General features: G+C 62.0%; 11 protein-coding genes and 3 pseudogenes. 4 read left to right on the forward strand and 10 right to left on the reverse strand.

Annotation, left to right across the window (positions count from 1 at the left end; all coding sequences use genetic code 11):
- Positions 1-30: 30 nt before the first annotated feature.
- The 5 genes and pseudogenes from LJU32_22155 to LJU32_22175 form a co-directional block, all read right to left on the reverse strand.
- Complete coding sequence (locus LJU32_22155; GenBank protein ID WKV88183.1) at positions 31-897, reverse strand: DUF4123 domain-containing protein; 867 nt, start codon at positions 895-897, stop codon at positions 31-33.
- On the reverse strand, positions 894-2,897 hold the full coding sequence (gene vgrG, locus LJU32_22160) for a type VI secretion system tip protein VgrG (protein WKV88184.1): 2,004 nt from the start codon (positions 2,895-2,897) through the stop codon (positions 894-896). Before vgrG ends, LJU32_22155 begins: the two co-directional genes overlap by 4 nt.
- 268 nt (positions 2,898-3,165) lie before the next feature.
- Positions 3,166-4,120, reverse strand: a pseudogene (locus LJU32_22165) (zinc-binding alcohol dehydrogenase family protein).
- A 30-nt stretch (positions 4,121-4,150) separates the two neighbouring features.
- Positions 4,151-4,324 carry a XapX domain-containing protein gene (locus LJU32_22170; GenBank protein ID WKV88185.1) on the reverse strand — a complete coding sequence of 58 codons (174 nt, stop codon included), beginning with the start codon at positions 4,322-4,324 and terminating at the stop codon, positions 4,151-4,153.
- Between the two features lie 225 nt (positions 4,325-4,549).
- Positions 4,550-5,313, reverse strand: a pseudogene (locus tag LJU32_22175) (helix-turn-helix transcriptional regulator).
- Positions 5,314-5,458: 145 nt separating this feature from the next.
- On the opposite strand from LJU32_22175, the pseudogene LJU32_22180 reads away from it, so the two are divergent.
- Positions 5,459-5,685 (forward strand): annotated as a pseudogene (locus LJU32_22180) (hypothetical protein).
- Between the two features lie 48 nt (positions 5,686-5,733).
- Entirely contained in the window at positions 5,734-6,006 is a 273-nt protein-coding gene (locus LJU32_22185) for a hypothetical protein (GenBank protein WKV88186.1), read from the forward strand.
- A 20-nt stretch (positions 6,007-6,026) separates the two neighbouring features.
- On the opposite strand, the gene LJU32_22190 is transcribed toward LJU32_22185, so the two are convergent.
- The 3 genes from LJU32_22190 to LJU32_22200 all read right to left on the reverse strand — a co-directional run bounded on the left by LJU32_22190 (position 6,027) and on the right by LJU32_22200 (position 7,669).
- A complete protein-coding gene (locus tag LJU32_22190) occupies positions 6,027-6,200 on the reverse strand; it encodes a metallothionein (protein ID WKV91171.1) in 174 nt (57 codons plus the stop codon).
- A gap of 528 nt (positions 6,201-6,728) precedes the next feature.
- Complete coding sequence (locus LJU32_22195) at positions 6,729-7,181, reverse strand: DMT family transporter (protein ID WKV88187.1); 453 nt, start codon at positions 7,179-7,181, stop codon at positions 6,729-6,731.
- Entirely contained in the window at positions 7,181-7,669 is a 489-nt protein-coding gene (locus LJU32_22200; protein ID WKV88188.1) for a DMT family transporter, read from the reverse strand. Before LJU32_22200 ends, LJU32_22195 begins: the two co-directional genes overlap by 1 nt.
- 113 nt (positions 7,670-7,782) lie before the next feature.
- Here LJU32_22200 and LJU32_22205 point away from each other — a divergent pair, with 113 nt between their 5' ends.
- Complete coding sequence (locus LJU32_22205; GenBank protein ID WKV88189.1) at positions 7,783-8,718, forward strand: LysR family transcriptional regulator; 936 nt, start codon at positions 7,783-7,785, stop codon at positions 8,716-8,718.
- A 126-nt stretch (positions 8,719-8,844) separates the two neighbouring features.
- Here the strand turns inward: LJU32_22205 and LJU32_22210 are convergent, their stop codons facing one another.
- Positions 8,845-10,527, reverse strand: a complete 1,683-nt coding sequence (locus tag LJU32_22210) for a methyl-accepting chemotaxis protein (protein WKV88190.1) — start codon at positions 10,525-10,527, stop codon at positions 8,845-8,847.
- A gap of 197 nt (positions 10,528-10,724) precedes the next feature.
- The gene (locus LJU32_22215; protein WKV88191.1) at positions 10,725-12,041 is read right to left on the reverse strand and encodes a sodium:proton antiporter; all 1,317 of its coding nucleotides are present in this window, start codon (positions 12,039-12,041) and stop codon (positions 10,725-10,727) included.
- A 383-nt stretch (positions 12,042-12,424) separates the two neighbouring features.
- Between LJU32_22215 and LJU32_22220 the strand changes: the two genes are divergently transcribed.
- Positions 12,425-14,572 carry a methyl-accepting chemotaxis protein gene (locus LJU32_22220; protein WKV88192.1) on the forward strand — a complete coding sequence of 716 codons (2,148 nt, stop codon included), beginning with the start codon at positions 12,425-12,427 and terminating at the stop codon, positions 14,570-14,572.
- Positions 14,573-14,661: the final 89 nt, after the last annotated feature.

Genomic DNA, 14,661 nt, shown 5'->3' on the forward strand with positions numbered 1-14,661 from the left:
CGGCTAACGCATCGAGGTTGGCGGGGTGGTTCATGATTGATGTCTCTCAGAGGCCCATCGAAAGGCTATTGCAGCGGCAATCGCAACGCGCTCGCCGGGGGATTGCAGCGAAGGTGTGTGCATCAGCTGATGGATTTGCGGATGCCGACTGCACGCTGCATCGTCCAGCCATGCCACCACGTTGGCGTACAGCAGAATCTCGGACGGGTTGCTCAAGGCAAACTCGCTGGCATGGGCGTGGATGCGTTCCAGCAATTGCCAGCGTTCAACTGCCGTGTCCCCGACATGAAAGTCAGGAAAATGCTTGAGCAGGTGCGTATCGATGTCGAGCAACACCCGCCGCCGATCCACCCGATCCAGCGCGGCATCCTGCTCGGTGCTCAACCGATACGGCGCCACCAGCGCCCCACCCTGCCCGTGCCGAGGTCGCTGACAGTGCCAGACTCCCCGCGCGCCATCCGCCGTGACCACACACCCCAGCGGCCCGAACAGACTCGCATCGCCGCTGGCAAACAGCGCCTGCGCTACGGCGGCATCCGCCAGCCGCAACAACACCGGCGAGCCGACCGGCAACTCGACGATCAGCAACTGGCGCAAATGCGCGACGATTTCATGCGCCGGCGCGGCGCTGAACAGCAGCACGCCCCATTCCTGTTGGGCGTGCTGGCGATAAAACCGCGCCACCGGATCGTCAGCGTCAGCGAGCCCCACCAGCAGCGGCGAGACGTCACGCAGGGCCGTAAACGGTGGCTGGTCGTACAGCGCGAAAGCGTTGGCGGCGGGATCGAGCCTTCGCAGTTGCGTCGGTAGATCGGCGATCGTCGCACCATCGAGCAGCACAAACGCCTGCTGCTCAGCCCACGGCAAACCTTCGGGCCAATCCGTCAAAAGGCTCATGCCTGGGCTGCCTCGCAAATCAGGCAACGCGAGGTCCGCGTGGTCAGCAGCGCATGCCGTTGCTGCACGGCATCGAACGTCGCCTTAAGCAACGGCGCGGCCCCCGGCAGCATGGGTTCCGCTGGCAGACACACCGTCGGCGCCCCGCCCTGCACCACCGGCACACTGCTGAAAATGCCGGCGGCGCCGACCGTCAGCCAATGCCCGCCAGCAGCCAGAGTGATCTGCAGGCCGCTGTTGAAAACCACCTGCTCGCCCGCGCCGAAATGCAGCTGCTGCGCCGCACTGACGCGCTGGCTGGCGACCCGCACATGCTGCTCGCCCTGCACCCACAGATGATCGTCCTGCTTGAGTTCAGTCAGGCGATTGCCATGGGTCAGATGATGTTCTTCGTCGCGCAACTCAAGGCTGGAGACGCCGCCAATCACTTGGCTATGCAGGTTGTCGATCTGCACACGCAAGTCATTGAGCACGTGCTGCACCAAGTCGCGCTGCGCCCTGATGGAGATTTCTTCCGCGCCTTGCCGGTCCTCGATGCGCAGTTCGTTGTAACCACCGCCGCCGGGGCTGCTCTGGCTGCGCCAGATACTGCGCGTCTGTTGCGCCGGCAGGTCCAGTGGCACCGGGGTTTCGGCGTTGGGCAGGCAGGCGAGCACATGCGGTTTGTCCGGATCGCCATCGGTGAACCCCACTAGCACTTCCATACCGACGCGAGGAATCTGCACGCTGCCGTAGCGGTCATGTGCCCAGGCAGTGGCCACGCGCAGCCAGCAACTTGACTGTTCATCACGCTGGCCGTCGCGATCCCAGAGCATTTGCACTTTCACGCGGCCGTAGGCATCGCTGTAGATTTCTTCGCCGGGCGGGCCGGTCACCACCGCCAACTGACTGCCGCTGACGCGCGGTTTGACATGCCTGAGCTGCGGGCGAAACACCACGTCCCACGGTGTCGCGACGAAATGGTTGCGATAGCCCTGACTGAAACCATCTGCGTCAGCCTGCTCGGTGAACGCTTCCTCGAGCACTTGCGGCTGTTTGCCGATGTGCTCGACCTCGGTCAGCAACCATAAATCGTTGCAGTCGGCGCGCGAGTAATCCGCCATGGTCATAAAACTGCCGCCGCGCATCAGCGCCTGATTGCTGCGCCCGTTAGCCAGACGATAGTCGGCACCATGGCGCTCCAGCGCACGCTGGCTAAGGTGCTTGCCGCGCTCGCGGTGGGTGAACTGCCCGGGAAACTCATAATCTTCCAGCAGCGGAACCCGCGCTGCACTGGCCTTGGCATCCAACTGCACCGCAGGCTTTTCGAAGTGATAGTCGCGGCGCTCGACGAGGTTGGAGCGTGGCTCCAGGCGCACAGTGAACTGGTCGATAACCGGCGCATCGGCAACCAGGCCGTTGCCCTGCACATAGCGCGTCGTCACGTCGTGTTTGAGGAACGCCGTTTGATCGTCGCCGAACACCAACAGGTGCGCCTCACGGCGATGGCGGAAATGAAAGTGCAGGCCCTCCTCTTCGCACAGCCTCTGGACGAAGTGCAGATCGGATTCCTGGTATTGCACGCAATACACCCGCGCCGGGTACTCGGCGCTGAGCTGAAAATGCCAGGCATCGGCCTGCATGCCGTGATCGCTCAACACATTGGCGATGATCTGCGGCACGCTCAGGTTCTGGAAAATCCGCTGATTGCGCCGATGCGCGAGGTAGGCAAGGTGTGGCGCCAGGGTGATCTGGTAACGGCTCAGCCGAACACCGCAATCACCCTGGCCGACCCGATAGACCAGCCCGTGCATGCCGCTACCGTCGGCACCGAAACAGAGAAAGGCCGGCCGATGCAGCAAGCCTTCCAGATCCAGATCGGGGCGCTCGCTGACCAGCTCGAGATCCAGTTCATAGGTCTGGTTGAGCACTTCCCGGGTGCGAAAGCCGAACACTTGAAGATCGTGGGAAACGCCTTCTATCTCGAGAGTGAAAACAACGGGCCTGCCAGCGATGCGCATCCACCTGTCCCTGTGTCTGAGTGAAAGACGGGACTGTGCAACGGTGCGCTGCAATGGGTGAAGTCAGACCTTTCCCTGTTTTGCCGGTCTGCGAGCGAAAAGGACGTGGCCCACAGAGAAACGGCCAGGATCCTACGGAAATGATCCCGGATCCTATGTATTCCTGTGAGAGCGAGCCTGCTCGCGAAATACGGTGTGTCAGTCGCCGACTGTTTAACTGATCCACCGTCATCGCGAGCAGGCTCGCTCCCACAGGGATTTGCGTGAGTCAGGGCAGTAAGATGATCTTGTCGCCACCGCCATGATTGACCTCTTCATAGCGCGCCAGCCCTTCAGCCAGCGGCACCTCCACCAGACCCTGCGGCAGCGGCAAGCGATCCTCATCGAAGAACCGCCCGAACTGCTCGAGCATCGCCGCGCACGCTTCAACGCCATACAACAAGGAGTTGATCCCGACCACCGAGCCGCCCTTGCGATACAGCGCCAGCGCCGGCAATTGCACGTGGCCGTCGACCGGCGCGGCGATGATGGCGATGCGGCCGAAGGTGGCCAGTGCCGCCACCGAGGCCGGCAGCCAGAAACCGGTGGTGTCGAAGATCACATCGGCGCCGCCGCGATACACCGCGTTGACCTGGGCACCGAGGTCTTCTGGCTTATCCAGTTGAATCGTCTGATAGCCCTGCTGCTGCAGATCGGCGACCTGCTCGGGCCGGCGCGCCGCCGCCAGCAATTGCGCGCCGCGCACCTTTGCCAGGGCCAAAGCCGCGGTTGCCACTGCCCCGCCGCCGATCACCAGCAAGCGCGTATCGGCGCTGACCAGGCTGCGTTCCAGTGCATCCCACGCCGTGGTGTACGGCACGCCAAGGCTGGCCGCCTGAGCGAAACTCAAATGCGCCGGTTTGTGCGCCACGCCGCTGGCCGGCAGTTTGACGAATTGCGCATGGGCGCCGTCGGCGAAAAGCCCAGCTCGCGCCCGGTGCCCCAGACTTTCTGACCGATCATTGCTTGCGGCCCCTCGACCACCACCCCGGCGAAATCCCGCCCCGGAACCCGTGGCAGTGTGGTGTAAGGAAACGCCCGAGGACGTTTTTCACATCGCTGGGATTAAGGCCGGCAGCCTTGATCTGCACCAGCACTTCATCGGCGCCGGGCACCGGGGTTGGAACGTCGACGAAACGCAGGGAAGACAGGTCGCCGGTCTGATCGAATTGCAACGCTTTCATGGGCACATCCACCGAAAAGAAAAGGGAAATTCAGGACAGCCAGCCAGCGACCAGTTGCCGGCCCAGCGGCCACAACTGTTCACCGGCCAACATGCCGAGCAGACCGACCAGCGCGATCGCCGGTGGTGCGGGAGAACGGAAATCGAGCGCGCCATAGAGCAGGCCGACGCCCAGGCCGATGGCCAGAGAAATGAGGTAGTTCATGGAGGAACTCCGCCGCGATAAGTGATGGGCAGAGTCTAGGGAAACGGGCGGAGCGGTATCGGCCAAGGACTTCTGAATTTCGGACAAAAACCCCAATTCACAAAGAACCTTGTGGGAGCTGGCTTGCCAGCGATAGCGGTGGGTCAGTCAACATATCCGTTGAATGCCAAGCCGCCATCGCTGGCAAGCCAGCTCCCACAGGATCTCACAAATCAGACATTTGTCCTACACGGCAAATTGCGAAGGCGCCACCCCAAGCTCCCGGCGAAACATGTCGCTGAAGCTGCTCGGTGAATAACCCAGATCGCGAGCAATGACGCTCACCGCCACGCCCTGAATCAACGCTGCCACTGCTGTGGCCAACTGCACCTGCCGTCGCCATTCGGCGAAGCCCATGCCGAGGCTGTCCTTGAACAACCGCGCCAACGTCCGCACGCTGGCCCCGGCGTGCTCCGCATGCTGCTCGAACGGGATCTCCAGCGACGGCGCCGCCATCACGGCCTGACACAGATTCATCAGACGCCGGTCGGACTCATCGGGCAGCGGAATCTTCAACTGCGAACGCCTGGCCCGGCGCAGTTCCAGCAACGCCAGCCCGACCAGCGCCTCGTAATACTCAGCCTCGCCATTATCGCCCTGCGCCACCAGCCCGACGATCAACTCGCGCAGCAGACCACCGACTTCGATCACCTGCACCGTCGCATCCAGCGCCGCCGCCAGCGCCGGGCGCAGGTAGATATTGCGCATCTGCAAGTCCGACACCACCCGGATCCCGTGCGGCACCCCGGCGGCAACCACACCGCGCGTTGCGGCGGCACCACCAGCGCTTCGTGCGGGGTTTCCACCCACATCACCCCGCTCATCGCATAGAGCAACTGCCCCCAGACATGCTCGTGCGGTTCGATGAACAAGCCACGCGGGTAGGTCCGCGCCAGCGGTTGCACGGGCACATCGGTGTCGGTCAGATCAGGAGGCGCGGCGAGGGCCATGGCGAGCGTTCACAGGGGTTGGCGAAGCCGCCATGGTAACCAGCACGCCCCGCCCTCGCCAACGATAGATACCGTCGGACAATCCAACTGAATTTTCTCGGCACAGCGCGATCCGTTTAATACCACAGGGAGGAATTCGGGCTTTATGAACAACGCAAAACTTTACGTCATCGACTACACACTGCATGGCACCCCAAGTCGTTCATTATCCGCTCGGACAAAATGGACAACGCCGAAGCCTGGCATTGGGCAAGCTGCGACGCGGGCGTGGGTCGCATCCCGCGCTTCGGCCGCGAGAAAGTGCAAAAGACCAGCAAACCGATGGCAGAAAAATTCGGTCTGGAAAACGTCACCTGGCGCCAGACCAACTGACTCCACCGCCTTCATCGCAGGCTTGGCAATCGACAGGGGAATCGACCGATGACCGACACTTATCACCCGGCCCGACTGGACTACGGCCTGACCACCTTCTTCGGCCAGATCACCAAAACGGTGAATTGCGCAGTCGCACTGGAAACGGTCGCGGATGACCCTTATCGCTTCACCTTGTGCGTCCAGGCACCGGTACCGGAAGACCTCGACCAGGCGAAGATCGTAGTAGTCAAGGTCGAGGGGCGAACGTTGCAAGGCACGGTGAGGCACTTTGAGCGACGGGACGACGACAGTCTGAAAATGGAAGTGGAGCCTGATTAGGCCCCACTTTTTTGCCGTGATTATTTCGGATGGGCGCAACCGCAACCCTTCATCGCACACTCCTCACCGCCCTTGTGGTGATGAGCGCAAGCCTCGCAGCAATAGTGTTTACCGTGTACAGCGTAGGAATGATCGCCTTCTTTGATCGTGCAGTTGCAGCCCGGGCAGTCGCATTTTTGTCGGACATGGGACAGACTCCTTGCGTGGTGGTTGTCTGAAGCTTGCGAGCAAGCCATAAGGGACAGTGTAGAAGGTGGTGTTGCAGGCTGGCCAACTGTTGAGAGATTGGGCGACGCAGAAATGGCTTTCGCGAGCAGGCTCGCTCCCACAGAAAAGCCAAAGCAAAGCAAAGCAAAGCAAGATCAAAAGATCGCAGCCTTCGGCAGCTCCTACACACGATGAGCGCAAGCTCGAGTAGCTTTTGATCTTGATCTCAGAGCCCGTCGGTAGGCTGAGTGGAGGGATTGATGCGGGCGTGGGAGCGCAGCGACCGTTTGGCGCAGCCAAACACAGCGAGTGTAGGTGCAGCGAAGCAAACCGGAGCCGCTGCGCCAGGATCAGTCCCGCAGCGAAGGAACCCCGAGCCCCAGCGAGCGGGCCGGACGTCAGGGCGCAGCCTTTTGGTTACTTTTTGGCGTTTGAAAAAGTGACCCGCTGTAAGAGCGGAACCGCCAGAAGCAACACCCGCAGCAACGGATATGTACACAGTCAAACAAATAAAATCACTGCGCCTGCCGCGAACTCCGATACATGAATACCAACGCCACCGCCAGACACACCATCGCCAGCATCCGGCTCGAAGACAAGCCGATCGCCGGATTCCCCAACCAGCCAAAATTGTCGATCAACATCCCCATCCCCAACTGCCCGACAATCACCGCCACCGTCGCCACAGCCGTCCCGACCACAGGCACCGCACCCACCATCACCATCATGTACACCACGCCGAACAGCGCCCCGGTCAACTGCCACTTCGGCACCTCAAGCAGACTCACCGCCTGCGCCGGTTCGAAAAACAGAATCAACAACCCGGTCACCACCGCGCCCACCGCAAAGGTCAGCAAACTGGAGCGCAGCACACCCACCGTCTCACCCAAACGACCATTGATCGCGGCCTGCACACTCAACACCGCACCGGCCAATACCACCACCGCCAACAAAATCACCAGACCCATCACTCACCCCGTGCAATCAGAACCAAAGCCACCACAATCAAGCCCAACGCCAGCCAGCGCTCGCCGTTGACCTTCTTGCGCGTCGCGCCGAACCAGCCGAAATGGTCGATCAGCACACTCTTGCCGACCTGCCCGGACAAAATCGCAATCATCGTCATGGCAATGCCGATGTGCGGCGTCGCCAGCGTCAGCACCACCACGTAGATCGGCCCTAGAAAACCGCCGATCAACTGCCAGCGCGGCAACTCGGTCAGCGCCGGACCTTTCTGTGGGCCGGCGAACAACAAAAGTAAAAACAGAATCGCCGAACCCACGCCGAAGATGCTCAACGTCGCCCACAAATGCCCGACCTGCTCACCCAGCGGCCCCAGCAACCCGGCCTCGACCGACAAGCCCATGCCGGCAAGGATCACCAGCGGCAGCAACAGCAAACGCAACATCGATTTTTTCACCGGTGCGGCGACCAATCCCTCATCCAACGACTGCATACCTGACCTTCCACGCTCAAAAACAATGGCGCGGATTATCGGCTGGCGCCGCTGTGCGATAAATGGGAGCATCCGGACAACACTTTTGCGCAACACGCACAGCGAGACACGGCATGCACGGGCTCAACGAACTCGGATTCAAAGCGCTACGGCTGTTTGTGGCGGTCCTCGACCACGGCAGTTTTTCCGAAGTCGCCCGCCGCGAAGGCGTTGCGCCCTCCTCGATTTCGCGGCAGATCCAGTTGATGGAACAGGCGCTCAACCAGCAATTGCTCTACCGCCACACCCGCGCCGTCACCCCGACCGAAGCCGGGCGCACGCTCGGCCACCATGCGCGGCTGCTATTGGTGCAACTGGAAGAAGCCGAACAGGCGTTGCAGGAGCAGCAAAGCGAACCCACCGGACTGGTGCGCATCAACGCCCCGGTGGTGTTCGGCCAACGCCATCTGACACCGTGGCTGGGCGAGCTCTGCGCGCGCTATCCGAAGCTGCAATTGGATATCCAGCAAACCGACCATTACGTCGACCCGCTACAGGAAGGCGCCGACCTGCTGTTTCGCATCGGCGCGCTGCACGATTCGAGCATGCAGGCACGCATTCTCGCGCCGCACCGCTTTCAGGTCGCCGCCAGCCCGGCCTATCTCAAACGCCATGGCACGCCGCAGCATCCCGACCAACTCGCGCAACATCAGTGCCTGGCCTACAAAGGCGCGGCCGGTCAGCAGCGCTGGTTTTTCCGCCGTGATGGCGAGGACTGGACGCCATACACCGTCAGAGGTCCGATCACCGGCAACCACGCCGACACCCTGACCCAGGCCGCTCAGCAAGGGCTGGGGCTGGTGATGTTTCCGTCGTGGCTGATTGGCGAAGCGGTGCGCGAGGGCACACTGGTGCCGGTGCTGGGGGAATATCAGGTGTCGAACAGCCTGGAACCGCAGCAGATCGCGGTGCTGTGGCCCGGGAGCCGGCGGCTGTCGGTGAAGGTAAGGACGGTGATCGATTTCTTCATCGAATGCTTCGGTGAAATCCCGTATTGGGACCAGACTTGAAGGCTACAGAAACTCAAATGTGGGAGCGGGCTTGCTCGCGAATGCGGTGTGCCATGCAACCCATTGGGGGTCTGACACAACGCATTCGCGAGCAAGCCCGCTCCCACAATGGATTATCGTGAATCTTCAGATACGGAACTGCCCGACCAGCTTGCCCAACCGCTGCCCCAGCTCCGCCAGACTGCGCGAGGTCTGCGCGCCCAGTTGCGTTTCATCGGCCACGCTGTCCACCGCCACGGCAATCTGATGCACGCTGCGGTTGATTTCTTCGGCCACCGCCGTCTGCTCTTCCGCTGCGCTGGCGATCTGCGCGTTCATCGAGTTGATCGTGGCGATCAACTGCGCCATGGCATCCAGCGATGCACCGGCCTGATTGGCTTGCTGCGAAGTACCATCGCCAGCCTCGCTGGAACGGCGCATGGCCTCAACTGCCTGCTGCGTGCCGGCCTGCAAGCGGTCGATCATGCCCTGGATTTCCTGAGTGCTGATCTGCGTGCGGCTGGCCAGTGCGCGCACCTCGTCCGCAACCACCGCAAAGCCACGACCGGCCTCACCGGCGCGTGCCGCTTCGATCGCGGCGTTGAGCGCCAGCAGGTTGGTCTGCTCGGCAATCGAACGGATCACCCCAAGCACGCCGACGATCGAACTGACGTCCTGCTGCAGGCTGTCCAGCGACACGCCGCTGTTGCGGATATCGTCGACCAATGCATGAATCTGCTTGATGCTGCCCGCGACCACACGCTTGGCGCTTTGGCCTTCTTCGTCGGTCTGTTGAGCGGCAACGGCGGCGTTCTGCGCGCTCTTCGCCACTTCCTGGGCGGCGGCGGACATTTCGTTGATCGCCGTGGCGACCTGATCGGTTTCGTGACGCTGACGCTCCATGGCCTGATCGGAACGCTGCGCCTGTTCCGAGACCTGGGTGACCAGCCCGGTGAGTTGCGTGGTCATCTCGGTGATCTGCCGCACCAGGCCGTGGATCTTGTCGACGAAACGGTTGAACGAGCCGGCCAGTTCGCCGAGTTCGTCCTGGCTGGTGATGTTCAGGCGCCGGGTCAGGTCGCCCTCGCCAGCGGCGATGTCGTCGAGGCTGGCTTTCATTTGCGTCAGCGGACGCAGAATGGTGTTGGCCAGCAACATGCCCGCCGCCGCGATCACCAGCAGCACCAGCACCGCGACGCCGACAATGCTCAGCACCACGCCTTGCACGCGCTCCTGCACTTGCGCCTCGACCTGCGCCACTTGCGCTTCGATGCCGTCGAGGTTGACCGAAGTACCCACCGCCATGTCCCACTTCGGCAGGTATTCGGTGTAGCCGAGTTTCGGCACCAGCACCTTGGCGTTGCCCGGCAGCGGCGAGCTGTATTGCAGATAGTGGGTGCCGTCCTTGGCCACCTTGACCAGGCCGAGGTTGACGTAGACGCCGTTCGGGTCGCGGTTGTCCTTGAAACTTTTGCCCACGCCGTCGGGGTCGTTGGCCTTGAACAGACGCACGGTCTCGGAGTCGTAGCCGAAGAAGTAGCCATCCTTGCCGTAGCGGATGCCCGAGAGCAATTTGATTGCCTGGGCGCGCGCCGCGTCGTCGCCCGGTGCGGCGGCGTCATACAGCGGTTTGATCGTGGTCATGGCCACGGCAACGTAACTTTGCAGGGTGGCCTTGGCGTCGCTGAGCAGCCGCTCGCGGGTCTGTTCGACCTCCTTGCGCGCCTGTTCCTGGAGGATGAACAGCGTGGTCACGCTGATGACCAGCGCAAAGAGCAGCACCGGCAGAACGGCAAGGGACAGGACTTTAGCCTTGAGACTCAGGCGCATCGGGGGACTCACTCTTTTGATTTTGTTGGCGTGGTTAAAGGCTTTAACGGCACGCCGGAGCAAAAGTTGAGTCCGGGAAATACCCAGGCCTCTGTGGGAGCGAGCTTGCTCGCGAAGGCGTCGTGTCAGTCGCTGCAACTGCGACTGATCCACCGCTTTCGCGAGCAAGCTCGCTCCCACAGTGATTGGTGGGGCGTTTAGAGAACCATCGCTGCAACCCAGCCGAACACCAGCAGCGGCAGGTTGTAGTGCAGGAAAGTCGGTACGACGGTGTCCCAGATGTGGTGATGCTGGCCGTCGATGTTCAGACCCGAAGTCGGGCCGAGGGTCGAGTCCGAGGCCGGCGATCCGGCATCGCCCAGCGCACCGGCCGTACCGACGATGCAGACGATGGCGATCGGGCTGAAGCCCAGTTGCATGCACAGCGGCACGAAGATCGCCGCTAGAATCGGCACGGTGGAAAACGACGAGCCGATGCCCATGGTCACCAGCAAGCCCACCAGCAGCATCAACAAGGCACCCACGCCTTTGCTGTGATTGATCCACGCCGCCGACGATTCGACCAGCGTCTGCACCTGCCCGGTGGCCTTCATGACTTCGGCAAAGCCTGAGGCGGCGATCATGATGAAGCCGATCATCGCCATCATTTTCATGCCTTCGGTGAACAGGTCATCGGTCTCGCGCCATTTGACGATGCCGGAGAACGAGAAAATCAGGAACCCAACCAGCGCGCCGATAATCATCGAGTCCAGCAGCAACTGCACCACAAATGCCGAAGCGATGGCCACGCCGGCGATCATCAGGCTCAACGGGTTGTACTGCACCGCCGTCTGCTCGACCTGTTCGATTTTGGCCAAGTCATAAACGCGCTTCTTGCGATAGCTGATGAACGCCATCGCCAGGCCGAAGACCATGCCCAGCGCCGGAATGCCCATGGCATGGGTGACATTGATGCCGCTGATGTCGACGCCGCTGCGGGCGACGTTGGCCAGCAGGATTTCGTTGAGGAAAATGTTGCCGAAGCCCACCGGCAGGAACATGTACGGGGTGATCAGGCCGAAGGTCATGACACAGGCGATCAAACGGCGATCGAGTTGCAGCTTGGTCAGTACATATAGAAGTGGCGGCACCAGCAGCGGAATGAAGGCGATGTGGATCGGCAGGATGTTCTGCGAGGCAATCGCCACCACCCACAGCAGCCCGATCAGCAGCCATTTGACGTTACCGCCGCCGGTTGCATGCTGCCGATCCACCATGGCCAGGGCCTTGTCGGCCAGCGCATGGGCCAGGCCGGACTTGGCAATCGCCACGGCGAACGCGCCGAGCAAAGCGTAGGACAACGCCACGGTCGCGCCGCCGCCCAAGCCGCTGTTGAACGCCTTGAGTGTTGCGTCGATGCCCAGACCGCCGGTCAGGCCACCGACCAGCGCCCCGACGATCAGCGCGATCACCACATGCACGCGCGACAGGCTGAGGATCAGCATGACGCCGACGGCTGCTATGACTGCATTCATTTCACTACCTCAAAAAACACTGCGGGTGAAAACACACCGCCAGACAGGATGAGTCCGCGCGGGATTGGCCGGCGGATGTGTACAGAGGGTCTTGTTAGAGGGCGCGCACTGTGCCGCAGAGTGGCGGCAGTGTCAAAGCCCTGTGGCGAGGGATTTATCCCCGTTGGGTGGCGAAGCCGCCACCGGCAAACTTCGAAACAACCCTATACGCAGGTGTCACGACTGCTTCGCAGCCGAACGGGGATAAATCCCCTCGCCACAGGACTGCAGGACCACAGGCCCCGCATGCGGCAATCGGTCATATTGCGCTCACGCATAAAGAAAGCCGAAACGCGGCCGCTACAGTGCAAAGTCTCAGATATTTATCGGATAAGGATATTTCCATGTCGCTCAGACAACTTTCCATCCAATGGAAAATCACCCTGCTCGCCGGCCTCTGCCTGGCCGGTATCGTGACCCTGTTGGTCGGTCTTTCGCTGTATCGCATGGAACACAGCTCGGCGCTGGTCAAGGCCTCGAGCATGGAGATGCTCACCGAGTCGGCGCAGGCGCGGATTGAATCGCAAGGTGAAGTGCAGGCCGCCGGCATTCGCCAGCAATTCATGGACGCCTATCAATACGGCCACGGTTTCTCGCGGCAGGTGCTGTTTTTGCGTGAGCAGGCCGAGAAGCGCTTCCTCGATGCTTTCGACCTGCGCGAGGACATGACCCGTCAGGTCAAATCCGCGCTGCAAGCCAACCCGGACCTGCTTGGCCTGTCGCTGGTGTTCGAAGCCAATGCACTGGACGGCAAGGACGAACTGTTCGCCGACCAGGCTGAGCTGGGCAGCAACGACAAGGGCCGCTTTGCCCTGTACTGGTCGCAGCCGACCCCGGGCAAAGTCACCTCGATGGCGCTGCCGGAAAGCGACATGAGCGACACCAGCACCGGCCCCAGCGGTCAGGCCGCCAACGCCTGGTTCACCTGCCCGCGCACCACGCTCAAACCGTGCGTGATCGAGCCGTACTTCTATGTCATCGACGGCCAGAAAGTGCTGATGACCAGCATCGTCTTTCCGCTGCAGGTCAACGGCAAAGTCATCGCTTCGCTGTCGGTCGACATCAACCTCAACAGCCTGCAAGCGATCAGCCAGAACGCCAGCCGCAAGCTGTATGACGGCCAGACCGCCGTCAGTATCGTCAGCCCCGCCGGCCTGCTCGCCGGCTACAGCCCGGATGCCGGCAAACTCAGCCAGCGTCTGGATGCGGTGGATCAGGCCAGCGGCAGCGAAATGCTGCGCCTGCTCGCCGCGAGCACTGGCGTGAGCAGCCTGCACAGCAACGGCCAGTTGAAAGTGCTGTCGCCGTTCCAGCCAATTCCCGGTGGACCGGCGTGGGGCGTGCTGCTTGATGTGCCGGAGAAAGTCCTGGTCAGCCGCGCCGAAGCGCTCAAGCAGCAACTGGATGCGAGCAACTCTTCGGGCACGCTGATCGAACTGAGCCTCGGCCTGCTCGCCGCGCTGATCGGTTTGCTGCTGGTGTGGCTGATGGCGCGCAGCGTGACCAGACCGATCCTCGGCGTGGCGCACATGCTTGAAGACATCGCCAGCGGCGAAGGCGACCTGACCCGGCGTCTGGCCTATGACAAACAGGACGAGCTCGGCCAGTTGGCCGGTTGGTTCAACAAGTTCCTCGACAAGCTGCAACCGGTTATCGCCGAGGTGAAACGCTCGGTGCAGGATGCGCGCAACACCGCTGACCAGTCTTCGGCCATCGCCACTCAGACCAGCGCTGGCATGGAGCAGCAATATCGCCAGGTCGATCAGGTCGCCACCGCGTCCCACGAAATGAGCGCCACCGCCCAGGACGTGGCGCGCAGTGCCGCGCAAGCCGCCGAGGCCGCCAAGGACGCCGACCGCGCCACCCGTCAGGGCCTGACCGTGATCGACCGCACCACCGCAAGCATCGACACCCTCGCCGCCGATATGAGCGCCGCGATGGTTCAGGTCGAAGGGCTGGCTGCGAACAGCGAGAAGATCGGCACGGTGCTGGAAACCATCCGCGCCATCGCCGAGCAGACCAACCTGCTCGCACTCAACGCCGCCATCGAAGCCGCTCGCGCCGGTGAAGCCGGACGAGGTTTTGCCGTGGTTGCCGACGAAGTGCGCAACCTTGCGCGCCGCACTCAGGAGTCGGTGGAGGAAACCCGCCAGGTCATCGAGCAATTGCAGAACGGCACGCAGGAAGTGGTGGGCTCGATGGGCAACAGCCATCGTCAGGCTCAGGGCAGTGTCGAGCAGGTTGGCCAGGCCGTGACCGCGCTGCGGCAGATCGGCGATGCAGTGACCGTGATCAGCGACATGACCCTGCAAATCGCCAGCGCTGCCGAAGAGCAGAGCGCGGTGGCCGAGGAGATCAACAACAACGTGGCGACAATTCGCGATGTGACGGAGTCGCTGTCCGGACAGGCGAATGAATCGGCGCGGGTGAGCCAGTCGCTCAACAGCCTGGCGAATCAGCAGCAGCGGTTGATGGATCAGTTTCGGGTCTAGAATCCACCGCAAAACCCAATGTGGGAGCGAGCCTGCTCGCGAAAGCGTCGTATCAGTCAGCGAACATTTATCTGACAGATTGCATTCGC

The organism is Pseudomonas sp. B21_DOA, from assembly GCA_030544685.1.
GTDB lineage: Bacteria > Pseudomonadota > Gammaproteobacteria > Pseudomonadales > Pseudomonadaceae > Aquipseudomonas > Aquipseudomonas fluorescens_AO.

What these genes read in the sequence shown, in the direction of transcription:
- LJU32_22200 (WKV88188.1), bottom strand. Translation starts at nt 7,669, where the DNA reads ATGCAGTCGTTGGATGAGGGATTGGTCGCCGCACCGGTGAAAAAATCG.
- LJU32_22185 (WKV88186.1), top strand. Translation starts at nt 5,734, where the DNA reads ATGACCGACACTTATCACCCGGCCCGACTGGACTACGGCCTGACCACC.
- LJU32_22210 (WKV88190.1), bottom strand. Translation starts at nt 10,527, where the DNA reads ATGCGCCTGAGTCTCAAGGCTAAAGTCCTGTCCCTTGCCGTTCTGCCG.
- LJU32_22195 (WKV88187.1), bottom strand. Translation starts at nt 7,181, where the DNA reads ATGGGTCTGGTGATTTTGTTGGCGGTGGTGGTATTGGCCGGTGCGGTG.
- vgrG (WKV88184.1), bottom strand. Translation starts at nt 2,897, where the DNA reads ATGCGCATCGCTGGCAGGCCCGTTGTTTTCACTCTCGAGATAGAAGGC.
- LJU32_22220 (WKV88192.1), top strand. Translation starts at nt 12,425, where the DNA reads ATGTCGCTCAGACAACTTTCCATCCAATGGAAAATCACCCTGCTCGCC.
- LJU32_22215 (WKV88191.1), bottom strand. Translation starts at nt 12,041, where the DNA reads ATGAATGCAGTCATAGCAGCCGTCGGCGTCATGCTGATCCTCAGCCTG.
- LJU32_22205 (WKV88189.1), top strand. Translation starts at nt 7,783, where the DNA reads ATGCACGGGCTCAACGAACTCGGATTCAAAGCGCTACGGCTGTTTGTG.
- LJU32_22155 (WKV88183.1), bottom strand. Translation starts at nt 897, where the DNA reads ATGAGCCTTTTGACGGATTGGCCCGAAGGTTTGCCGTGGGCTGAGCAG.
- LJU32_22170 (WKV88185.1), bottom strand. Translation starts at nt 4,324, where the DNA reads ATGAACTACCTCATTTCTCTGGCCATCGGCCTGGGCGTCGGCCTGCTC.